Here is a 21918-nt window from a genome sequence, read left to right as displayed (position 1 = left end):
GCATTTCCCTGCCGCACCTGATCCAACAAGCGAGCCTGCATGAACCGCAAAATCGACGTCGAAGCCCTGTGCCACGAAAAGGGGCTGCGTATCACGGAGCAGCGCCGCGTGATCGCCCAAGTGCTGAGCGACGCCACCGATCATCCCGACGTGGAGGAGCTGCACCGGCGGGCAGCCGCGATCGATCCGGGCATATCGATCGCGACGGTGTATCGGACGGTTCGGCTGTTCGAGGAAGCGGGCATATTGGAACGGCATGATTTCGGCGACGGACGCGCCCGGTACGAAGCCGCCCCGGAATCGCATCACGATCATCTGATCGACGTGGAAACCGGCAACGTCATCGAATTCGTCGATCCTGAACTGGAACAGCTGCAGAAGCAGATCGCGGAGAAGCTGGGCTTCCGGTTGGTCGATCACAGGATGGAACTGTACGGCGTCGCGCTCGACCGGAAGAACTGACGAATCCTTGGCGCGCCTGCGTCGACTGCTGCGCATAGGCGCGCTGGCGGGAAGCCTGCTCCTCTGCCTCTTCCCGCATCTTGCCTGGCGCGTCATCCGCCGCCCTTCGCCCTGGCCCCGCCGCTTCCTGGCGATGGCCGCCCGGTCTGTCGGCGCACAGGTGCGGGTCGAGGGGAAACCCCGAGAAGGCGACATGTTCCTGCTCGCCAATCATGTCAGCTGGATCGACATATTGGCGCTGGGTGGCGCGACCGGCACGGCCTTCGTATCGCATGACGGCGTGGCACGCTGGCCGGTGATCGGTTGGCTGGCAGCGCAGAACAACACGCTGTTCGTTGCGCGCGAACGGCGCGGCGCGCTGTCGGCACAACTGGAATCCCTGCGCGCCGCCATGCTCGGGCATCAGCCTGTCGCCCTCTTTCCCGAAGGCACGACAGGAGACGGCACGGCCCTGCTCCCGTTCAAGCCGGCCCTGCTGGCGGTCCTGCTACCGCCGCCGCGGCCGGTCATGATCCAGCCGGTCCATGTTGATTATGGTGCCGCCGCTTCGGAAATCGCTTGGCATGGTGCGGAGGGAGCCGGGGCCAATGCGAAGCGCATGCTGGAGCGGCGCGGGACACTCACCGTCACCCTCCGCTTCCTTGAGCCGTTCGATCCAGCCGATTGCGCGGATCGAAAAGCCATCGCCGCACGAGTCCATGCGGCGATCGCCACCAGCATGGCAGCGCATGCGATCAGGTGACCACCAGCGCCCTTCCGCTCAGCCGCTACCCCCTGTATAGCTGGACCACATGAATCGAACCGACGCCCCCAAGACTCCCGCGACATTCCACGTCAAATCCTTCGGCTGCCAGATGAACGTCTATGACGGCGAGCGTATGGCGGAGATGCTGGGGACGAAGGGCATGCGCGCGGCAGCCGATGGCGCTAACGCCGACCTGGTCATCCTGAACACCTGCCACATCCGGGAAAAGGCCGTGGACAAGGTCTATTCGGACATCGGCCGCATGGTGCGGGAGGATGGCAGCCGCCCGATGATCGCGGTCGCCGGCTGTGTCGCCCAGGCGGAGGGCAGCGAGATCCAGCGCCGCGCCCGCAATGTCGATATCGTCGTCGGGCCGCAAGCCTATCATCGGCTGCCCGACCTGATCGACAAGGCCGGACGGGGCGAAGCCGCAGTAGACACCGACATGCCGCTGGCGTCCAAGTTTGGCGCGCTCCCCGCGCGCACGCGGCAGGCGCGGCCCACCGCCTTTCTGACCATCATGGAAGGGTGCGACAAATTCTGCACCTATTGCGTGGTGCCCTACACGCGCGGGGCGGAGATCAGCCGGCTTTGGTCCGCGATCGTCGATGAAGCGAAGGCTCTGGTGGACGGCGGAGCGCGCGAAATCACCCTGCTCGGCCAGAACGTGAACGCGTGGACCGGCGAGGATGACCGGGGCCAGGCGCAGGGCATGGACGGCCTGGTCCGCGAACTGGCGAAGATCCCCGATCTCAAGCGGATTCGCTATACCACCAGCCACCCCAACGACATGAGCGACGGCCTGATCGCCGCGCATGGCGAAATAGACAAGCTGATGCCCTTCCTGCATCTGCCGGTGCAGTCGGGCAACGACCGCATCCTGAAGGCCATGAACCGCAGCCACAGCGCGGAAAGCTACCTCCGCATCATCGATCGCGTGCGGGAGGCGCGGCCGGACATCGCGATTTCGGGCGATTTCATCGTCGGCTTCCCCGGCGAGAGCGAAGCGGAATTTCAGGACACGCTGAAGATCGTGGAGCAGGTCGGCTACGCGCAATGCTACAGCTTCAAATATAGCCCGCGTCCCGGCACGCCGGCCGCGGACATGGATGGCCAGATCGATCCGCAGGTGATGGACGATCGTCTCGCCCAGCTGCAGGTGCTGCTCAATCGCCAGCAGTCGGCGTTCAACGCCGCGACCGTGGGGCGGCGCACGGACATATTGCTGGAACGCAAGGGCCGTCATGCCGGTCAGTTGATCGGCAAATCGCCCTGGCTACAGTCCGTTGTCATCGATGCGCCGGACCTTTCGATCGGCGACATGGTTGAAGTCGATATCATCAGCGCCGGCCCGAACAGCCTGGCCGGGCAAACTACCAGGAGGAAAGCCGCTTGAACCAAAGCCTCGTCCTTTCCGCGTCGGCGGGAAAACCAGTTCCTCGGGCGCCGCGATGTGGCAGAGCATTGAGGATGACGAGCGAGGGAGGCTGCTGAATGTCCAAAAAGCCCAATCATCACCGCGTCGCCGACACGGCCGAACGCGCCCGTCTGGAAGTCACCTTCGAGCGGCCGCATCTGTTGACCACGCTGTTCGGCCAATATGACCAGAATCTGGTCGCGATCGAGAACCGGCTGGGCGTCTATATCGCGGCGCGCGGCAACAAGCTGCAGATCGAGGGCGAGGCACAGGCCGCTGCCCGCGCGCGCGACGTGATGACCGGCCTCTACAACCGCATCGTCGCCGGACAGGAAATCGATGCCGGCGCGGTGGAGGCGGTGATCGCCATGTCTTCGGAACCGACGCTGGACGGCATCATCCGCGGCGACGTCGCCGAACCGCCCAAGGTGATGATCCGCACGCGCAAGAAGACCATCGTCCCGCGCTCCGCGACGCAGGTCACCTATATGGAGGCGCTGACCCGCAACGACATCATCTTCGCGCTGGGTCCGGCGGGCACCGGCAAGACCTACCTCGCCGTGGCGCAGGCGGTCAGCCAGCTCATCACCGGCAGCGTCGATCGACTGATCCTGTCTCGCCCGGCGGTGGAAGCAGGCGAGCGGCTGGGCTTCCTGCCGGGCGACATGAAGGAGAAGGTCGATCCCTATCTCCGCCCGATCTACGACGCGCTCTATGACACGCTGCCCGCCGAACAGGTGGAACGCCGCATCGCGTCCGGCGAAATCGAGATCGCGCCGCTCGCCTTCATGCGCGGGCGCACGCTGGCCAACGCCTTCATCGTGCTGGACGAGGCGCAGAACACCACCATCGCGCAAATGAAGATGTTCCTCACGCGCTTCGGCGAGGGTAGCCGCATGGTCATCTGCGGCGATCCCAAGCAGGTTGACCTGCCGCAGCCCGGCATCTCCGGGCTTGCCGACGCCGTCGCCCGGCTGGACGGCGTGGATGGCATAGCCATGGTGCCCTTCGGCATCGGAGACGTGGTCCGCCACCCGGTGGTTGGCCGTATCGTGCAGGCTTATGAGGGGCCGGACGCGTGAAGCTCCGACATCCGTTCGGTTCGAGCGTAGTCGAGAACCGATGCGCCGGCTCCTCGACTGCGCTCGAAGTGAACGGGGGGATTATATGATCGAGGTCGCTCTCCTCCACGAAACCGGTTGGCCAGGCGCGGACTGGGATATGCTGGCGCAGCGCGCGGTCGCGGCGGCGATCGCGCACAGCCCCTACGCCGCCTTTGCGACCGATGCCGCCCTGTACGAAGTCGCGGTGAAGCTTACCTCCGACGAGGAGGTGCACGGCCTCAACCGCGCCTATCGCGACAAGGACAAGCCGACCAACGTCCTGTCCTTCCCGATGGTGCAGGACGACCTGCTCCAGGCGACGGGCAATACGGACGATGGCGAAGTGCTGCTGGGCGACATCGTGCTGGCCGAAGGCGTGTGCGCGGCGGAAGCGGCCGAAAAGGGCATTTCCGTCGCTGACCATGCCGCGCATCTTATCGTGCACGGCACTTTTCATTTGCTCGGCTACGACCATATGGACGACAATGAGGCCGAAGCGATGGAGGCGCTGGAGATTGCCGCGCTCGCCTCGCTCGGACTTTCCGATCCCTATGGGGATCGCGCAACAGGGGATAAAGATTAGCGATGGCTGACGACGGCACCACTTCGAAAGAAGCGGACAGTAGCGGCGAAGGCGGCATATGGAGCGGCATCAAGTCGCTCCTTTTCGGTGAAGGCGAGGAATCCAGCCTCCGCAAGGAGCTGGAAGAAGCGCTGGACGAATATGACGAAGAGGAACAGGGCGAAGCGGGCAGCACGCCATCCAAGGGCGATCTGTCTGCGATAGAGCGGCAGATGGTCCGCAACCTGCTCCATTTTTCCGAACATACCGTCGATGACGTGGCGGTCCCGCGGGCGGACATCATCGCGATCGAGGAAAAGGCGAGCTTCGCAGAGCTTGCCGCCTTATTTGCTGAAGCCGGGCACAGCCGTATTCCGGTCTATCGCGACAATCTCGACACCATCGTGGGCATGATCCATATCCGCGACGCCTTCGCGATCCTCGCCGGCAAGGCACCGGTGCCCGAAACGCTCGAACCGCTCATTCGCCAGCCGCTCTATGTGCCTGAAAGCATGGGCGCGTTGGACTTGCTGGCCGAGATGCGGGCCAAGCGGACGCATCTCGCCATCGTTCTGGACGAATATTCGGGCACCGAAGGGCTGCTCACCTTCGAGGATCTGGTCGAGGAGATCGTCGGCGAGGTCGAGGACGAGCATGACGATGCGCCAGAAGCGATGCTGGTCCCGCTGGACGATGGCCTGTGGGAAGCGGATGCGCGCGCCGAACTGGACGATGTCGCGAAGGAGATCGACGAGAAGCTGGGGGATGTCGAAGAGGATGTCGACACGCTTGGCGGCCTCGCGTTCATCCTTGCCGGCCGCGTCCCCGGCCCCGGCGAGATATTGCTGCACGAGGAAAGCGGCTGGAAGCTGGAGATCGTCGCGAGCGATGGCCGCCGCGTGACGCGGCTGCGGCTGCATCCGCCGGTGGGACAGCCGGTGGAAGAAGAATGAAGACACGGCTTTAATCAGCCGCGAACTGGGACTTGCTCCGCAATTGCTGGAAACATTCTGTGGTGGTCGCGAAATATTAAGTCGAGACGCGTAGTCGCGGCTTATGAGACAGGAGCAGATCAGGCGGCGAGATGGTCACGAGGCGGACATGCTGCTCGCCGCGCCATGGAGCCCGGTGGAAAGGCTGTTGCTTGCGGCGATCTGCGCCGCGACCTTGTTCTTCGCGCTGGTAACGCCACCGTTTCAGGCCCCCGACGAGAACCAGCATTATATGAAAGCGCTGGCCCTAATCGAGGGTCGCCTGCTGACGGAGCAGAGAGGCACGGCGATCGGCGCGGACCTCCCGCGCGCGGCGCTCGATATCCATGAGGTCGATTTTCCGACCGATGTTCCGCCGAACCTTCGCCATTTCACGGCTGAGCAATTGGTGGCCAGCGCGGCTGCGGACAGCGGTCGGCCGGGCTTGGCCTTTGCCGATTTTCCCAACGTCGCCAGCTATTCCCCTTCCCTCTACGGCTCGGGTGCCGCGGGCCTTGCGATGGGGAAAGCCGCCGGGTTGCCGTGGATCGAAGCCTTCTATGTCGGGCGGCTGGTCAATGCCCTGGCAGGACTAGCCCTGCTTGTCGCGGCGCTGGCGCTGCTGCCCTTCGGGCGCAACGCCATGCTCGGCGCAGCGCTTCTGCCGACCTTCGCCTACCAGACCGGATCGCTGTCGCCCGATGCCCTCATTAACGGGCTGGGCTTTCTGGGCCTTGCCGTTGCGTTGCGAAGCGGGTTCATGGCCGCTGCGCCCGGACGCAGCCTCGCGCTGCTCGTCGCAGCTCCGCTGCTGGCGCTGTGCAAGGGTGTCTATCTGCCGCTGATGGCGGCGGGCCTGCGCTGGCCCTCGCATCGACGCGACTGGAGGCCGGCGCTGATCCTGGCGGTTATCGCGCTTGGCGCGGCTGCCTTCGTCGCGTGGATGCATCTGTCGGGCGGCAGTCAGGCGCTCTATCACATCCAGTCGCGCAAGACGGGCGAGACGATGATGACGGCACCATTGCGGGAGCAACTGGCGGTGATCCTTGCCGACCCCGCGGCCTATGTCCGTATCCTGGCGTCGAGCGTCACGGAACGCGCGCCTGTCTATGCGTTGCAGATCGTCGGGCGATTTGGCTGGAACGCCATCCTCCTGCCCCTGCTAGCCTATCCGCTCGCGATGCTGATGCTGGCAGCGGCCGTGGCGAACGGATCGACCGCACGGTTCGGGTGGCGGCAGAGGCTGTGGTGGCTGGCGGTCGCGGCGGGCATAGCGCTCCTCATCGAAACCGCCATGTATCTGACCGGCAGCCCGCTCGCTGCCGACTATATTCAGGGGACACAAGGCCGCTACTTCCTGCCGATCCTGCCGCTGGTGCTGATCGCCCTGTCCCCGGCGGAGTCGGTGCGGGGTGCGCGGGGGCTGCTTGCCGCGTCCGCGATCCCGCTGCTGCTGATCGCCGCAGTGACCGCGTACGACAGCTTCTGGGTGCATGGCTTCGTCACCAGCGACGGAATGCCGCCGCATCAAAGCCTGCTACGCGCGCTCTTTCTCCCCTCCCCGCGCTGGTAGCCAGAGGCGGCAGAAGGCGAGCCAACCCAGCCCCTCGATCCAGCCGGCGGTCACGTCGCTCGGCCAATGGACGCCCAACCATATTCGGCTGGCCCCGATCAGCAGGATCATGACGGCGGCGGCGACATATGCGCGCGTGCTTCCTGCTAGCAGCGCCAGCGCACCGAAGAACATCATATTCCCCGCCGCATGGCCGCTGGGGAAGCTGTAGGTGTGGACGATGTCGAGATGCGGCAGCAGGTCTGGCCTGGGCGCGGCGAATATCTGCTTGAGCGCAAGGTTGAGCAACGTGCCGCCCGCAATCGTCAGCACCAGCCAGATCGCGGATCGGCGAAACCCGAACCAGAGGAGCGGCACGAGGACGACGGCAACCAGCGCGAGCCGCCCGGCTGTGCCTCCGATGGCGGAGGCGAGGCGCATGAGAGTGGTCACATGCCCCCCCGAGCCCGTGTCACGCGCCCTTCCTGCCGCCTCCATCAACCCGACATTGATCCCGTCGAGCCATCCCGCGCGTTGCAGGAGTGCGATCAGCAGGACGCAAAGAAGCGCGAGCGCCAAAGCGCCCGCGCCCTTCGCGATCGAAGCGCTCGGCCTAGATATGGAGCGCGCGCCCATAAGCGGCGAGCACGCTTTCGTGCATCGATTCCGAGATGGTCGGATGCGGGAAGACCGTGTGCATCAGTTCCGCTTCCGTCGTCTCCAGGGTCTTGCCGATGGTGTAGCCCTGGATCATCTCGGTCACTTCCGCGCCGATCATGTGCGCGCCCAGCAGCTCGCCGGTCTTGGCGTCGAATATCGTTTTGGTGAAGCCTTCCGCTTCGCCCAGCGCGATCGCCTTGCCATTGCCGATGAAGGGGAACATGCCGACCTTCACCTCATAGCCCGCTTCCTTCGCCTTGGCTTCGGTGAGGCCAACGCTTGCGATCTGCGGATGGCAGTAGGTGCAGCCCGGAATGTTGCGCGGGTCCATAGCATGGGGATGCTTGCCGGCGATCGCTTCGGCCGCGATCACGCCTTCATGGCTGGCCTTGTGCGCCAACCATGGCGGGGCGGTGATGTCGCCGATCGCCCAGAGACCCTCGACATTGGTGCGGCACATCTCGTCGGTCTTGAGGAAGCCACGGTCATCGACCGCTACGCCCAATTCCTTGAGGCCGATGTCCGCGGTGTTGGGGACGATGCCGATGGCGACGATCATATGGCTGAACTCGGCGGCCGTTTCCTTGCCGGCCTTGTCCTTGAGCTTCGCGCTAACACCCTTGTCCGTGACCTTGATGTCGCTGACGCCTGCGCCGGTCAGGATGGTCATGCCCTGTTTCTTCAGCGCCTTTTCCAGGAAGGCGGACACATCCGCATCCTCAACAGGGACGATGCGGTCCATCATCTCGACGACCGTCACCTCCGCGCCCATGTCGTTGTAGAAGCTCGCGAACTCGATGCCGATCGCGCCCGATCCGATGACGAGCAGCTTGGTCGGCATTTCGGGCGGCGTCATGGCGTGGCGGTAGGTCCACACGCGCTTGCCGTCAGCCGGCGTACCGGGAAGGTCGCGGGCCCGCGCGCCGGTGGCGAGAATGATGTTCTTTGCCGTCAGTTCCTCGGTCTTGCCGTCCTTGGTGACGCTGAGCTTGCCCCTCCCCGTCAGCCTGCCCTCGCCCATATGGACGGCGATCTTGTTCTTCTTCATCAGGTGCGTAACGCCCTGATTGAGCTGCTTGGCAACACCGCGCGAGCGCTTGACCACGGCGGCGATGTCTGCGTTGATCTTCTCGGCGGCCAGGCCATAATCGCCGGCATGCTGCATATAATGGTAGATTTCGGCTGAGCGCAGCAGTGCCTTGGTCGGGATGCAGCCCCAGTTGAGGCAGATGCCGCCCAGATTTTCGCGCTCGACGATGGCGGTCTTGAGGCCAAGCTGCGCGGCGCGGATCGCCGCGACATAGCCGCCGGGGCCGGAACCCAGAACGATGAGATCGTAATTCTCAGCCATGATGTCTGTCTCTCTTGCTTATTCTGTTTCTGTCTTATTCTGATTCTGCCGGAAGCGGCGGTACGGACCGGGGCTGGCGGTCTTCGCCAATCGCGACGAACGTAAAAGTCGCGCGGGTCACGCGATAGCTGCGGTCGTCATGACGGGTGCGGCGCCAGGCTTCGACATCGATCTTCATCGACGTGCGACCGACCGACTTGAGTGTCGCAAAGACCGATACCTCGTCACCGACCACCACGGGGCGGAGGAAGGTCATGCCCTCCACCGCGATGGTGACGGCGCGGCCATGGCTGTGCCGCGCGGCGACCGATCCGGCGGCGGAGTCCATCAGGCTCATCAGCCAGCCGCCGAATATATCCCCATAGGGGTTGGTATCGGCGGGCATGGCGATGACCCGGACGGCCGGGCTCGCGTCTGGCGGGCTCTCGTCGGGGTGGGCCATCAGGCGAGCAGACCGATCGGGTTTTCGACCAGCTCCTTGAAGGCCTGCATCAGGCGCGCGCCGTCGGCGCCGTCAATGGCGCGATGGTCGAAGCTGCCGGTAGCCGACATGACCGTGGCGATCTGCACCGCATCATCGACGATATAGGGCCGCTTCTCGCCCGCGCCGATCGCCATGATCATCGCCTGTGGCGGGTTGATGACCGCTTCGAACTGCTTGATGCCGAACATGCCCATGTTGGAGAGGGAAGCGGTGCCGCCCTGATATTCCTCCGGCTTGAGCTTGCCGTCCTTGGCACGGGCGGCGAGATCCTTCATCGCGCTGGAGATGGAGGCGACGCCGCGACCCGCCGCGTCGGTCACGATCGGCGTGATGAGGCCGCCCGGGATCGACACCGCGACGGAAATGTCCGCGCGCTGGAACTGAAGCATCTGGTCGCCGGCGAACTGCACATTGCATTCGGGCACCTGAATCAGGGCGACGCCCAGCGCCTTGATCAGCAGATCGTTGACCGACAGCTTGACGTTGCGGTTCGCGAGGCCGGCATTGAGCTCGCCGCGCAGCTTCAGCAGCTTGTCGAGCTGGATGTCCACCGTCAGGTAGATGTGCGGCACCTGCTGCTTGGATTCGGTCAGGCGGCGCGCGATCGTCTTGCGCATGCCGCTGAGCTTGATGACCTCATGCGGGATGCCGAAGTCCTGCGCGGCGTGGGCGACAGGCGCAGGCGCTGCCGGGGCGGCCGCAGGAGCAGCGGCAGACGGCGCAGATGCCGTCGCCGGGGCAGCGCCGGGCTGCGCCGCGTCGATGTCGGCCTTGACGATGCGGCCATTGGTGCCGCTGCCCTTGACGCTGGCGAGATCGATGCCCTTCACCTCGGCCAGGCGGCGGGCGAGCGGGCTGGCCTTGATGCGGTCGTCCGCGGCAGCCGGCGCGGCAGCAGGCTTTCCGGGAACGGGATCGGGTCTAGCGGCGGGGGCGGCCGCTTCTGGCTTGGCGGGGACGGGATCGGCCTTGGGCGCTTCGGCCTGTGCTTCGCCAGCGGCGGCGGTCGCCACATCCTCGCCTTCCTCGGCGATGATGGCAATGACGGTGCCGACCTTCACGCCTTCCGAGCCTTCGGCAACCAGGATCTTGGCGATGACGCCCTCGTCCACGGCCTCGAATTCCATCGTTGCCTTGTCGGTCTCTATCTCCGCGAGCAGATCGCCCGACGACACGCTGTCGCCTTCCTTCACCAGCCATTTGGCGAGCGTACCTTCCTCCATCGTCGGGGAAAGGGCGGGCATCTGGATCGTCTTGCTCATGGCAGGGCCTCTTCTCGAATTATCTGGCTGGCGGCCGGTTTTCACCCATTTGCCTGATTGGTCAAGCAACGCCTTGCGAACTGCCGGTTTATGGCCCACATTTCACCTCTATGGTTCGTCGGCAGGTTTTTCGGAACGTCGATGGATAGACAGAGCAGCAAGGAGCGGGATCGTGCGGACATATCTGGTGGTCGTGGACGAATCGCCCGAGGCCGAAACCGCGCTGCGTTTTGCCGCGCGGCGTGCGGCCAAGACCGGCGGCGCGGTCCGCATATTGGCGCTGATCCCGCCCGCGGAATTCGTGCAATGGGGCGGGGTCCAGGCGACGATGGAGGATGAAGCGTTGCAGCGCGCCGAGGCGCTGGTGACCAGCGCCGCCGGCACGCTGTCAGACGAATCGGGCATCCGCCCCAGCATCACGGTGCGACAGGGCGATGCGGTAACGGTGGTGCGGCGGACGCTGGAGGAAATGGACGACGTCGCGGCGCTGGTGTTGGGCGCAGCGGCCAGCGGCAATCCGGGCAAGCTGGTGTCCCACTTCGCCGGGGCGGACGCAGGCAAGCTGCCCTGCCCGATCATGGTCATCCCTGGCGGGCTGGATGCCGATGCGATCGATCGGTTGAGCTAGTCTATCTCAAGGGTCTATTTACGGTGCCTGCCCCGCTTGGCCCCGATATGCCGGATGTTCGCTGGGCGGCCGCGCTTGACGCCCGGACGCGTCCGGTCCCGCTTCTGCATCCCACCACGCGGGGCGGGATTGTCGGGAAGCTCGAAGCGTAAGGAGCCGTTGATCGGGTCGGCCTCCGCAAGGCGCAGGTCCAGCCGTTGGCCTACGGTGTAGCGGTCACCGCTCTCCACGCCCTGCAAGGCCCTGCCCGCTTCATCGTAGAAGAAATGTTCGGCCCCGAGTGTGGACACCGGCACCAGCCCGTCACCGCCCAGCCCCTCCACCGTCGCGAAGAAGCCGAAATTCTGGACGCCGGTGATCCGCGCCGGCATCACCTCTCCCACATGGGCGGCGAGATAGGCGGCGACATAGCGGTCGATCGTCTCGCGCTCCGCCTCCATCGCGCGGCGCTCATGGCCGGAGATCATCTCTCCGACCGGGCCCATATTCTCATAATCCTCCTGGCTGAGGGACGAGCGTTCGGGAATGTCTTTCCCCTTGGGCGCAGGGAGTTCCAGGCCCCATGCGCCGACCAGCGCGCGATGGACCAGCAGGTCGGCATAGCGGCGGATGGGCGAGGTGAAATGGGCGTAGCTGCCCAGCGCCAGCCCGAAATGCCCCATATTCTGCGGGCTGTAATAGGCCTGCGTCTGGCTGCGCAGGATCTGCTCCATGATCTGGGGCCTTTCCTCCGCCTCGCCGATCTTCGCGATCAGCTGGTTGAAAGTGGAGGGCCGCACCACCTGCCCCAGCGCGAAGCTGATGTCGAAGGTCGCGAGATAATCCTTGAGCGCCACCAGCTTGTCACGGCTGGGCGGTTCATGGACGCGGTACATGACCGGCGCCTTCTTCTGCTCCAGCGCCTTTGCCGCCGCGACATTGGCGGCGATCATATAATCCTCGATCAGCATGTGGGCGTCGAGCCGTTCGCGCACGGCGACGCTGACGATCCGGCCCATATCGTCCAGCACCACGCGCCGTTCGGGCAGGTCCAGTGCCAGCGGATCGCGCGCGTCCCGCGCCTTGCGCAGCAGCGCCCAGCAGGCCCAAAGCGGCCGAAGCGCGGGTTCGAGCAGATCGTTATCCTTGGTCCCATCGATCGCGGCCTGTGCATCCTCATAGGCGAGAACCGCCGCCACCCGGATCGCCGCGCGGGTGAAGCGCCAGGCCGTAACCTTTCCATTGGCGTTGACGGTCAGGTGGCAGGCCATCGCCGCCCGGTCCTGTCCTGCACGTAGCGAACACATATCGGACGAAAGTTCGTGCGGCAGCATCGGCACGACCTGATCGGGGAAATAGACGCTGTTGCCGCGCTTGCGCGCTTCCTTGTCCAGCGCGCTGCCCGGCCGGACATAATAGCTGACGTCGGCAATGGCGACGATCGCCTTGAAGCCGCCGGGGTTGGCGGGATCGTCGTCAGGCGTTGCCCAAACCGCATCGTCATGGTCGCGCGCATCGACCGGATCGATGGCGACGATGGGCAGGTGGCGCAGATCCTCCCGCTTGTCCTCATGCAGCGGCAGGGCGGACGCCTTGACCGCTTCCTCCTCCACCCGGTCGGGGAAGACATGGGGAATGCCATGTTTATGTATGGCGATGAGGCTGAAGCTGCGCGGCGCGAAGGGATCGCCAAGGACATCGGTGACGCGCGCCGAGATGCGCGGCGGGCGGCCATGGGGTTCGGCGAGCACCAGGTCGCCGGGTTTGGCGTCGCCCGCATCGCTGATCGGCGTGTCCTTGCGGATGCGCTTGTCCACGGGGCGCAGCCATAGCTTGCCGTCCGCCATCTCCTCGACCACGCCCAGCAATTCCTCGCTGGCCTTGGCGAGCTTCTTCATGACGTGCGCGACCCAGCCGCGCCCGGCCTCCTCCGTCCGCGCCAGGATGCGGTCGCCAATCGTCAGCGCCCCCCTTTTGCCCCGCTCCATAACGCGCAACCTGGGAGCGGGCTGGCCTTCCGCCTCCCACCGTTCGGGCGTGGCGATGAGCGTGGTGTCGTCGACATCGATGATGCGCAGCACCGTGACCTTGGGCACGCCGCCCATCTTGTGGAAGGCGCGCGCGGGGCCGACGTCGATCAGCCCTTCGTCCGCCATGTCCTTCAGCAGCGCCTTGAGCGCAATCTTTTCCTGCCCCTTGAGGCCGAAGGCCTTGGCGATCTCGCGCTTGCCGGCGGGCTGGTCCGACTCCGCGATGAAGGCCATTACCTGATCGCGGGTGGGGAATCCGGCGGGGCGCACCTTGCTGCTGGCGGCGGGTTTCTTGTGCTTCTGGGTCGATGCCATGAACCGGCTATAGGGATGCGGCCACCCGCTTACCAGTGGCATGGCGGGCGCGGCCGGCAGCATCGTTGACGCAGGTTATGACCCCTGCCCTCCTCCTGCTGATCGCTGCCGCGACGCCCGCACCTGCTTCCACCGTCGTGCAGAAGGACAGCGCGGAACATTATGTCTGGGGCGGGGTCAACGATGGCTGGCATCTGGTGAAGGGGAACGACCTGTCCGTCATCCAGGAGCGATTGCAGCCGGGCAGCAGCGAGGTGCGGCATCGTCACTTGAAAGCGCGGCAGTTCTTCTTCGTGCTGTCCGGCGAACTGACGATGGAGGCGGCTGGAGTGACGCATCGCCTGACAGCCCGACAGGGGATCGAGATCGCGCCGGGTACGCCCCATCAGGCGCAGAACCGCAGCGCGGCGCCGGTCGATATTCTCGTGACATCCAGCCCCAAAAGCCATGGCGACCGGGTGGAGGAGCCTGCTGGCTGAGCCGGACCAATGTTGGAAATCCCGCGCTTAACTTCGCATATTTCCCGCAGGATTCAGCGTTTCATTACAAGAGTAGGAAACTTTCGATCCTCCTCGATCCTTATCCTGTATCGCCCGTTCTAGGCTGGAGAGGGGAAATAGGACATGGCGGCGATCACCCCGCCAGCTTCTCAGCCCGGCCGCGCCACGCCTCCGCCAGCACTGGCAGGGCGGCAAGCGCACGGACGGCAGCGGGATCGATGCGGTGGCCGCCGCCGATCAGCAGGTGGAACACGCGGGCGGCGCTCCAGTCGGGATGGGGGCGGTCGAGCAGCGCCATGACCGTCCCGGCCTCCGCCTCGCCTTCGCGGATGACGCGGAAATAGAGGCCGGCCCGTCCGGTCTTGATGATGGTCGCCATCACGTCCCGCGCGCCGAAACGATGATCGAGCTTCCAGCAGGGCTGCCGCCCGTGGCTGACTTCCACGATCGCGCTGCCCAGCGAAAAGCGGTCGCCAAGGCAGATATTCTCCTCCGTCATGCCGCGGCTGGCGATATTTTCGCCGAAGGCGCCGGGCGCGTCGAACAGCGGATGATCAGGCTTGCGATCCCGCCACCAGCCATAATGATCCTGCGGGTAAAGATGGATCGCCTTGTCCCAGCCGCCATGATGGATGCGGTCCGCCACCGCGTCCCCGGCCAGGCCGTCCCATGTGATGCGGACGGGACCATCGACGGGTCGCTTCGCGATGGCGCTGTGATCGTCGTCGCGGAAAGGCATGGGCGTGCCGACCAGCAGCGCATCGACGGTCATGAAGGGCGTGCTCATGCTTCCGCCATGCCATCATGGCAGGCACAAGGCGATGGCCGTTTTGCGCGAACCGGCCCTGGAGGGCGGCTCAGCTTGCGCTCAGTTCAGACCCGAGCTTGAGGACTTCGCCGCCGCGATCCACGATGATGAGAAAAGCGGGATCCCGTCGCGATCCGTTGCGGCGGACTGGCCTGCCTTCGATCACCCGTTCAACCTGTCCTTCGAACCGTTCCGCAATCCGTCCCCGGCCGACGCCCTGCCCCCAGTTCCACCTGACCCGCATTCCCTTATGGAAAGTCTCGGTCATTTCAGCATTCTCTCCTGTTCGGGCGCGAGCCGCGCCGGCCGGCTTCCTCTACAACCAAGCTATAATCCCCATCGGCCTTCAGGGTTCCCTTGGGTTTTGCGGATTGATCGTCTAAAGGCGCGGCGATGAATGTTACCGGCCTTCGTGTCGCCCTGTTCAGCGGCAACTATAATTATGTGCGCGACGGCGCGAACCAGGCGCTCAACCGCTTCGTGGGCTATATGCTGCGCCAGGGCGCCACCGTCCGGGTCTATTCGCCAACCGTCTCCGATCCCGCCTTCGAGCCGACCGGCGAGCTGGTGAGCGCGCCGTCCTTCGCCGTGCCGGGCCGCAAGGAATATCGCGTTCCCTACAGGTTGTCGGCAGGATTACGCCGCGATCTCAAGGCGTTCGCGCCGAACCTGGTCCATGTCGCCAGCCCCGATCCACTCTGCCACCGGGCTATCAGCTGGGCGCGACGCAGGAACGTCCCTGTCGTGGCGTCCGTGCATACGCGGTTCGAGACCTATCCGCGCTATTATGGCCTTGCGTTCCTTGAGCCGCTGGTCCTGTCCATGCTGCGCCGCTTCTATCGCCGCTGCGACGCGATCGTCGCGCCGTCGGAATCGATGGCGCAGCTGCTGCGCGATCAGCGGATGAGCTATGATGTCGGCATCTGGACCCGGGGCATCGACCGCGACATCTTCAATCCCGAACGGCGCGACCTGTCCTGGCGGCGGTCGATGGGAATCGAGGATGATGCACCGGTCATCGGCTTCATCGGTCGGCTGGTGATGGAAAAGGGGCTGGACGTCTTTTCCGACACGGTCGACCGGCTGACCGCGCGGCAAGTACGGCACAGGGTGCTAGTGGTGGGTGAAGGCCCTGCGCGCGAATGGTTCCAGAACCGCCTGCCCGGCGCCATCTTCACCGGTTTCCAGATGGGCGCTGACCTGGGCCGGGCGGTGGCGAGCATGGACATGCTGTTCAACCCCTCCGTCACCGAGACGTTCGGCAATGTCACGCTGGAGGCGATGGCCTGCGCACTGCCCACGGTCGCGGCGCGCGCGACGGGCAGCGAGAGCCTTGTCACCGAGGGCGTCACCGGCCGGTTGATCCGCCCCGGCGCGATCGAGGATTTCGCGGACGCGCTGCAAACCTATTGCGTGGAGGAGGATGTCCGGTTGCGGGCCGGACAGGCAGCCAGGCTGCGCGCGGAGCGCAATGGGTGGGACCAGGTGAACCAGGCGCTGGTCGACACCTATCTACGCATCATCCGCCAGCGTTCGCATGGCCTCTCCCCCCGATCCAGTCCGGTTCCATAATCGGCGCGAACGCCTATATATCAGTCGGAATGGCCGACCTTTTCGCTCCCGATGACGTACCATCCGCCGATGATCCGGCGGATGGTAGCCCGCTGGCCGACCGGCTGCGCCCCCGCACGCTGGACGATGTGGTGGGTCAGGAGCATCTGACCGGACCGGAAGGCGCGATCGGCCGAATGGTCGCGGCCGGGCGCCTGGCTTCCATCATCTTCTGGGGTCCGCCCGGCACCGGCAAGACGACCATATCCCGCCTGCTGGCGGATGCGGTCGGCATGCGGTTCGAGCCGATTTCCGCCGTCTTCTCCGGTGTCTCTGACCTCAAAAAGGTGTTCGCCGCCGCGCGGGAACATGGCCGGCGGGGCGAAAAGACGCTCCTGTTCGTGGACGAGATCCACCGGTTCAACCGCGCGCAGCAGGACAGTTTCCTGCCCTTCGTGGAGGACGGCACGGTGACGCTGGTCGGTGCGACGACCGAAAATCCGAGCTTCGAACTCAATGCGGCGCTGCTGTCGCGGGCGCAGGTGCTGATCCTGCGGCGGCTGGATGCGGCGGCGCTGGAGCAATTGCTGGACCGGGCGGAAGCGCTGATGGGCCGGCCCTTGCCGCTGGACGATGCCGCGCGGGAGGCTTTGCTGGCGAGCGCGGATGGCGACGGGCGATTCCTGCTCAACCAGGTGGAGACGCTCTATTCGATAGACATTGCCGAACCCCTGGACCCGGCGGGGCTGTCCGCGCTGCTGCACCGGCGGGTCGCGGTCTATGACAAGGATCGGGAGGGGCATTACAACCTGATCTCTGCCCTGCACAAATCGCTGCGCGGGTCCGACCCGCAGGCCGCGCTCTATTATCTGGCGCGGATGCTGACGGCGGGGGAAGAGCCGCTCTACGTGCTGCGGCGGCTGGTGCGCTTCGCGACCGAGGATATCGGCCTCGCCGATCCGCAGGCGGTGGTGCAATGCCTCGCCGCCAAGGACGCCTATGAGTTTCTGGGATCGCCGGAGGGCGAACTGGCGATCGTGCAGGCCTGCCTCTATTGCGCGACCGCGCCAAAGTCCAACGCCGGCTATATGGCGATGAAGGCGTCCTTCCGATCGGCGCGGGAAACGGGATCGCTGATGCCGCCGATGAACATCGTCAATGCGCCGACCAAGCTGATGAAACAGGTGGGGTACGGCAAGGGCTATCAATATGATCATGATGCGGCGGACGGCTTTTCCGGCGCGAACTATTGGCCCGAGGAGATGAGCCCGCAGACCTTCTACGCGCCGAGCGACCGGGGATATGAGGCGCGGGTCGCGGAACGGATGGCCTATTGGGACAAGCTGAGGGCGGAGCGGAGAAACGCGTGACGCCCGCATTCGAGCGCTTTGCCGCGATCGACTGGTCTGGAGCGAAGGGCGCGCGGCACAAGGGGATAGCGGTGGCGCTGTGCGAGGCAGGGCACGCGGCGCCCCGCCTGGTGAACGCGCCAAGCGGTATCTGGTCGCGGCAGGCTGTGGCAGACTGGCTGATCGAGGCGGCGGGTGACGCGCCCACTCTCTTCGGGTTCGACTTCAGTTTCGCGCCGCCCTTCGTGGCGCGGGGCAGCTACCTGCCGGGCGATGCCGTGCCAGCGGAGGGGCCGGCTTTCTGGGCCTATGTCGAGGCGATCTGCGACGACCCGGACCTGGGCGCGGCGAGCCTGTTGGAAGTGGCCCACCGCCGCCATTTCTATTTCGGTAAGGCGGACGGGGTGAAGGCGGCGTTCATGCACAACCGCGCCTGCGAAGCGCGTTACAATGTGGGCGGCGGCGGCAAGCCATCCACCGTCTATGACGCGATCGGCGCGGCGCAGGTCGCCAAGGCGAGCTTTGCCGGGATGCGTCTGCTGCATCATGTCCATGGCCAAGTGCCGATCTGGCCGTTCGATCCCCTGCCCCGTTCCGGATCGCTGGTGGTGGAAATCTATACCAGCATCGCTGCACGGGCCGCCGGACGCCCCAAGGGCCGGACCAAGATGCGCGATGCGGACGCGCTGAACGCCGCGCTGGCGGCGGTGGGATCGGCACCGCACCAAGGCTCCGCCCCGGATGATCATGGCGCGGACGCCATCCTCACCGCCGGGTGGATGCGACGGGCGGCGGAGGACAACGCACTCTGGCATCCCGACGGCATGACGTCAGCCATTGCACGGACGGAAGGCTGGACGTTCGGGGTGGCATGATCGAAGAAATGGTGCCGGCTGGCCGACACGGCCAAGAACAGCCAGTCAAACTGACTTGCACAGCGGAGGGACCATACTGTGTGCGGCCAGCGCGAATATGTCGCGTCGAGTTGCGTCTACGCTGCCTCATTGTACCGGGAGACCTTATGGGGAAGCATTGGTATTGCGGGTCGCTGCCGGTCGGGGCTTTGCGTCGGATAAGGGCTGCGCCGCGTGCAGGGCTTCGACATCAATGCTCGACCATAATCGCTCCCCCTAAAATCCGGCTGCTGGTCCCCGGGGTGGCCACTGATAAACGTCGTGGGTGGCTGCAATGCTGTCTGCCTCGTCGCAGGTTCCTTTCGCCAACTTGCGGAATTTTTCATATTTCTGCTGATTGCCGTCGTCCAGATACGCTGCCGAAACCCGTTGCTGGGCATCGCAAAGTTCCCAACCGGCCACGCCGGCCTTTTCCATCATCTGCAACTTTTCCTCTTCGCGCTGGCCCTGGCTCGCACACGCCAGCAGCAGCAGAGGCGCCCCCGCGACCGGGATGAGACGCGCCTTCATGCTTCGCCCTCAGAACAGGCGCATTCCCGCTGCGCCCCCGCATCACGGATCCGTCGACCGGAGACAATCCAGCACCTGCCCGAACCAGCCTTTCCGAATGGCAAAGGGTAAGCGTTCGTTAGCAACGTGCCAGGTTTACAGCGGTGCTGCGCAGTGAGCGTCATGCCGCGCAACTTCGCGCTGCCCTTCCGAGACAAGCCGACTGCGGTCCGCGCAGCACGGAGCCGCATGGGGAGGTATCATAGGGATCGATCATCTCCACTTCACTGTTCATCGCTGTGTCCAGATCCCGCAATTTGGAAAATGTCACATGGCTGGGGTCGGAGTCACACTGCCTGATGCGTTGAAGAACCGAGCGCTGGCCGTGCAGGAGCGATTTGCCGCCTCCGGTCCGATATCAGCGAATGGCAGTGTGCACGCCTTCGTGAAACGGGCGCGTCGCATGATCGCCAAGAAGATATGGTGAGCCGATAGTTTCGTGCATGCCCGCCCCCAATCAACAGAAAGACATACAGCCCGTCGCCGGGCACAATACTATTTCTTTAATGAGCGACCTGTAGGACAAATAGAATGTTCACGCAGGCCGATGTCAATCAGCAAGTGCGTCCAGCGCGGGCATCATAGATTAACTGATTGCACGGTCTGTACTATTAGAGACCATGTGAGAAAGCTTGAGGTGCATGATCCTGCGTCGCTTGGGCTAGCGAGGCATCAGGCAAGCTCGAGGGTCAAGCTGGCAAGGCGGGATGATCTAGTACTTAATGGTGCCGGCTGAGGGGATCGAACCCCCGACCTTCGGTTTACAAAACCGCTGCACTACCGCTGTGCTAAGCCGGCTGGATGGCGGACGCACTAATGGTCATGGGGACCATGGTCAACGGCGAAAAGCAGGGATGATGCGGCGTCCTTCTCACATGCGCGATCAATAGGGAGAGCTGGGAACGATCCATTACCGAAAGCAAAATGGGGGCCGGCATCTCTGCCGGTCCCCACTTCCGTCGAGTCTTCCGATCCGCGTCCTTCCGGGGAAAAATGCGATCATCGGCTCGGCGATCCCGCGCATTCGCTTCCGAAGAAGCATGGCGAGGGTTTTGCTTCGGGCGTCCAGCCATAGGCCGCTGCCCTCCGCCGATCGTCTCTTCCGCTCTGCCCGACGTTCACTTTCGCGCGTACCCGACAGGGCGGTCCTGACGACCCGGCTTCCGATCCGGACGATCCTTGCGGATCGAACGTCCATCCACCGATCGATGCACTAAATGACTGATTTCTCATCCATTTTTCGGGTCCGGATCGCTCCTTCCCCACTGCTCGATAGAGAGATGGTGTCACCGATCCCGAGTCGCTCCAAGCGAAATCGGACGGTCTTATGACGGGTCGACATGCAAATCTGTGGATAAGTGTGGATAAGTTTTTCAGGGCGTCCAGTCGGGCGGCGCGAGCGTGAAACCTGCAAAATCGAAACCGGGCGTGACCGTACAACTGACGAGAGTCCAGCCGCCGAGCGGCACCGCCGCCTGCCAATGATGCGCGGGCACGCGCCGCTGCGGCATCTGGCCACCCTGTACATCCGGCCCCAGCAGCCAGTCCTCTGCCGTCCCGTCCGGCGGGGCGATGGAGAGGGTCAGCGGCACGCCTGCGTGCCAGAACCAGATTTCCTCCGCGTCGACGCTATGCCAGTGCGATCGTTGATGCGCCTCCAGCAGGAAAAGGATCGCCGTGCCAGCCGCGCGTTCCCCGGCGGCGGCGGTGGCACGCCAAGTTTCCCGATACCATCCGCCCTCGGGATGGGGCATCAGACCCAGCGCCTTGATGATCGTCCGGGCATCACCTTCGCTCCTGGCGCGCGCCATCCTCTTTCCTCGAAAAAATTTAAATCAAGCCAATCAAATATTTATGTCGTTGCCGCAGGTTCATGCAACCTCGATCAAAGTGGAGGGGTTGAAGCGTTCGATTACGCTATTGGAGGAGATAGATATGCGTAAAGCCCTGCTCGCCCTGGCCGCTGTTTCGCTGGCCGTCCCGGTTTCGATGGCGGTGCCGACAGACGGCGCGCAGGCCCGGCGCGATTACCGCTACAAGGAATGGCGCGGCCGCGACGGGCGCATGTATTGCCGCAAGTCGAACGGCACCACCGGCCTGATCGTCGGCGGTGTCGGTGGTGCGCTGCTTGGCCGTGCCATCGACACGCGTGGCGATCGCGCCACGGGCACGATCCTGGGTGCCGCTGGTGGCGCACTGCTCGGCAAGGAAATCGACAGCAAGCGCCGCTGCCGCTGATAGGGATGGGTGGCGCGTCAATCGCGCAGCCCTCCCCGCCCCAAGGAGGGTATGAAAAAGGGACGGTTTCCGCAAAGAAACCGTCCCTTTTGCAATGGCTGACGCCTTAGTTGCTGGCGGCGCCGCGCGCTTCCTCGACGTCGAAGACGACCTGCTGGCCGCCCGACACGCCCGAAACCTTGCCGTTCTTGACGGCCAGGTTGAACGCGACCGCGTCGGGATAACGGCGGCCCGAAATCACCTTGCCAGCCTTGGTGTCCTTCACCTGATAGACATAGGTGTAGCCTTCGTGGCTGAACCGCTGCTTCGGCGCGTCTTCGGCCGCGTAGCCGGTGGAAGCGGCCGAGGCCATGATGAAGGCAACAACAAACTTGGACAGCATTCGCATGGTTTTGCTCCTTGTGAATGCCGATCAAACACCTCTGGTCATTCTTGTTCTGTTGACACCAATGTGATCGCCTTGCTGCAATGCAGCAATCGCAAAGGGC

23 protein-coding genes and 1 tRNA gene are annotated in these 21918 nt (G+C 64.6%); 13 read left to right on the top strand and 11 right to left on the bottom strand.

Going from position 1 to position 21918, the window contains the following annotated elements; translation table 11 throughout:
* Window positions 1-39: 39 nt before the first annotated feature.
* From ACFQ24_RS22580 to ACFQ24_RS22550, 7 genes are all read left to right on the top strand, one after another.
* Window positions 40-462 (top strand): Fur family transcriptional regulator, encoded by a 423-nt coding sequence (locus ACFQ24_RS22580; RefSeq protein WP_066765870.1) that lies wholly within the window; start codon window positions 40-42, stop codon window positions 460-462.
* 7 nt (window positions 463-469) lie between these two features.
* Window positions 470-1204, top strand: coding sequence for a lysophospholipid acyltransferase family protein (locus ACFQ24_RS22575; RefSeq protein ID WP_380915395.1), 735 nt, complete (start codon window positions 470-472; stop codon window positions 1202-1204).
* Between the two features lie 49 nt (window positions 1205-1253).
* Window positions 1254-2603: a tRNA (N6-isopentenyl adenosine(37)-C2)-methylthiotransferase MiaB gene (gene miaB / locus ACFQ24_RS22570; protein ID WP_380915393.1), complete on the top strand. Its 1350-nt coding sequence runs from the start codon at window positions 1254-1256 to the stop codon at window positions 2601-2603.
* 98 nt (window positions 2604-2701) lie between these two features.
* Window positions 2702-3706 carry a PhoH family protein gene (locus ACFQ24_RS22565; protein ID WP_380915391.1) on the top strand — a complete coding sequence of 335 codons (1005 nt, stop codon included), beginning with the start codon at window positions 2702-2704 and terminating at the stop codon, window positions 3704-3706.
* Window positions 3707-3791: 85 nt separating this feature from the next.
* A complete protein-coding gene (gene ybeY, locus ACFQ24_RS22560; protein WP_380915389.1) occupies window positions 3792-4310 on the top strand; it encodes an rRNA maturation RNase YbeY in 519 nt (172 codons plus the stop codon).
* 2 nt (window positions 4311-4312) lie between these two features.
* Window positions 4313-5242 carry a hemolysin family protein gene (locus ACFQ24_RS22555; protein ID WP_380915387.1) on the top strand — a complete coding sequence of 310 codons (930 nt, stop codon included), beginning with the start codon at window positions 4313-4315 and terminating at the stop codon, window positions 5240-5242.
* 148 nt (window positions 5243-5390) lie between these two features.
* Window positions 5391-6833 (top strand): DUF2142 domain-containing protein, encoded by a 1443-nt coding sequence (locus tag ACFQ24_RS22550; protein WP_380915385.1) that lies wholly within the window; start codon window positions 5391-5393, stop codon window positions 6831-6833.
* On the opposite strand, the gene ACFQ24_RS22545 is transcribed toward ACFQ24_RS22550, so the two are convergent.
* Genes ACFQ24_RS22545 through ACFQ24_RS22530 form a run of 4 tightly spaced genes read right to left on the bottom strand, consistent with a single transcriptional unit; the run spans window position 6798 to window position 10569 of the window.
* The gene (locus tag ACFQ24_RS22545) at window positions 6798-7448 is read right to left on the bottom strand and encodes a phosphatase PAP2 family protein (protein WP_380915383.1); all 651 of its coding nucleotides are present in this window, start codon (window positions 7446-7448) and stop codon (window positions 6798-6800) included. The genes ACFQ24_RS22550 and ACFQ24_RS22545 overlap by 36 nt on opposite strands.
* Window positions 7426-8823 (bottom strand): dihydrolipoyl dehydrogenase, encoded by a 1398-nt coding sequence (gene lpdA / locus ACFQ24_RS22540; RefSeq protein ID WP_380915381.1) that lies wholly within the window; start codon window positions 8821-8823, stop codon window positions 7426-7428. Before lpdA ends, ACFQ24_RS22545 begins: the two co-directional genes overlap by 23 nt.
* Before the next feature lie 34 nt (window positions 8824-8857).
* A complete protein-coding gene (locus ACFQ24_RS22535) occupies window positions 8858-9265 on the bottom strand; it encodes an acyl-CoA thioesterase (protein WP_380915379.1) in 408 nt (135 codons plus the stop codon).
* A complete protein-coding gene (locus ACFQ24_RS22530; RefSeq protein ID WP_380915377.1) occupies window positions 9265-10569 on the bottom strand; it encodes a pyruvate dehydrogenase complex dihydrolipoamide acetyltransferase in 1305 nt (434 codons plus the stop codon). Before ACFQ24_RS22530 ends, ACFQ24_RS22535 begins: the two co-directional genes overlap by 1 nt.
* A gap of 172 nt (window positions 10570-10741) precedes the next feature.
* On the opposite strand from ACFQ24_RS22530, the gene ACFQ24_RS22525 reads away from it, so the two are divergent.
* The gene (locus ACFQ24_RS22525; RefSeq protein WP_066765893.1) at window positions 10742-11197 is read left to right on the top strand and encodes a universal stress protein; all 456 of its coding nucleotides are present in this window, start codon (window positions 10742-10744) and stop codon (window positions 11195-11197) included.
* A 14-nt stretch (window positions 11198-11211) separates the two neighbouring features.
* Here the strand turns inward: ACFQ24_RS22525 and rnr are convergent, their stop codons facing one another.
* Window positions 11212-13521: a ribonuclease R gene (rnr, locus tag ACFQ24_RS22520; protein ID WP_380915375.1), complete on the bottom strand. Its 2310-nt coding sequence runs from the start codon at window positions 13519-13521 to the stop codon at window positions 11212-11214.
* Window positions 13522-13598: 77 nt separating this feature from the next.
* On the opposite strand from rnr, the gene ACFQ24_RS22515 reads away from it, so the two are divergent.
* Complete coding sequence (locus tag ACFQ24_RS22515) at window positions 13599-14000, top strand: cupin domain-containing protein (RefSeq protein ID WP_380915373.1); 402 nt, start codon at window positions 13599-13601, stop codon at window positions 13998-14000.
* A gap of 154 nt (window positions 14001-14154) precedes the next feature.
* Here the strand turns inward: ACFQ24_RS22515 and ACFQ24_RS22510 are convergent, their stop codons facing one another.
* The gene (locus ACFQ24_RS22510; protein WP_380915371.1) at window positions 14155-14808 is read right to left on the bottom strand and encodes an MOSC domain-containing protein; all 654 of its coding nucleotides are present in this window, start codon (window positions 14806-14808) and stop codon (window positions 14155-14157) included.
* Window positions 14809-14878: 70 nt separating this feature from the next.
* Window positions 14879-15097, bottom strand: a complete 219-nt coding sequence (locus tag ACFQ24_RS22505) for a hypervirulence associated TUDOR domain-containing protein (RefSeq protein ID WP_380915369.1) — start codon at window positions 15095-15097, stop codon at window positions 14879-14881.
* A 125-nt stretch (window positions 15098-15222) separates the two neighbouring features.
* Between ACFQ24_RS22505 and ACFQ24_RS22500 the strand changes: the two genes are divergently transcribed.
* The 3 genes from ACFQ24_RS22500 to ACFQ24_RS22490 are packed head-to-tail and all read left to right on the top strand — an operon-like array spanning window position 15223 to window position 18604.
* Window positions 15223-16401 (top strand): glycosyltransferase family 4 protein, encoded by a 1179-nt coding sequence (locus ACFQ24_RS22500; protein ID WP_380915367.1) that lies wholly within the window; start codon window positions 15223-15225, stop codon window positions 16399-16401.
* Between the two features lie 29 nt (window positions 16402-16430).
* On the top strand, window positions 16431-17750 hold the full coding sequence (locus ACFQ24_RS22495) for a replication-associated recombination protein A (protein ID WP_380915365.1): 1320 nt from the start codon (window positions 16431-16433) through the stop codon (window positions 17748-17750).
* Window positions 17747-18604 (top strand): hypothetical protein, encoded by an 858-nt coding sequence (locus tag ACFQ24_RS22490; protein WP_380915363.1) that lies wholly within the window; start codon window positions 17747-17749, stop codon window positions 18602-18604. The genes ACFQ24_RS22495 and ACFQ24_RS22490 overlap by 4 nt, the downstream gene beginning before the upstream one ends.
* 255 nt (window positions 18605-18859) lie before the next feature.
* On the opposite strand, the gene ACFQ24_RS22485 is transcribed toward ACFQ24_RS22490, so the two are convergent.
* The 3 genes from ACFQ24_RS22485 to ACFQ24_RS22475 all read right to left on the bottom strand — a co-directional run bounded on the left by ACFQ24_RS22485 (window position 18860) and on the right by ACFQ24_RS22475 (window position 21003).
* Window positions 18860-19153, bottom strand: a complete 294-nt coding sequence (locus ACFQ24_RS22485; protein ID WP_380915361.1) for a hypothetical protein — start codon at window positions 19151-19153, stop codon at window positions 18860-18862.
* Between the two features lie 762 nt (window positions 19154-19915).
* Window positions 19916-19990, bottom strand: a tRNA-Thr gene (locus ACFQ24_RS22480).
* A 575-nt stretch (window positions 19991-20565) separates the two neighbouring features.
* A complete protein-coding gene (locus tag ACFQ24_RS22475) occupies window positions 20566-21003 on the bottom strand; it encodes a cupin domain-containing protein (protein WP_380915359.1) in 438 nt (145 codons plus the stop codon).
* Window positions 21004-21127: 124 nt separating this feature from the next.
* Here ACFQ24_RS22475 and ACFQ24_RS22470 point away from each other — a divergent pair, with 124 nt between their 5' ends.
* Window positions 21128-21430, top strand: coding sequence for a glycine zipper 2TM domain-containing protein (locus ACFQ24_RS22470; RefSeq protein ID WP_380915358.1), 303 nt, complete (start codon window positions 21128-21130; stop codon window positions 21428-21430).
* 106 nt (window positions 21431-21536) lie between these two features.
* Here ACFQ24_RS22470 and ACFQ24_RS22465 read toward each other — a convergent pair whose 3' ends face one another.
* Window positions 21537-21812 (bottom strand): hypothetical protein, encoded by a 276-nt coding sequence (locus tag ACFQ24_RS22465; RefSeq protein WP_380915473.1) that lies wholly within the window; start codon window positions 21810-21812, stop codon window positions 21537-21539.
* Between the last annotated feature and the right edge of the window lie 106 nt (window positions 21813-21918).

Source organism: Sphingobium olei (genome assembly GCF_042678845.1).
Taxonomy (GTDB): domain Bacteria; phylum Pseudomonadota; class Alphaproteobacteria; order Sphingomonadales; family Sphingomonadaceae; genus Sphingobium; species Sphingobium olei.
Note: the sequence above shows the minus strand (reverse complement) of the source record. Positions and strands in the feature narration are given on the sequence as shown.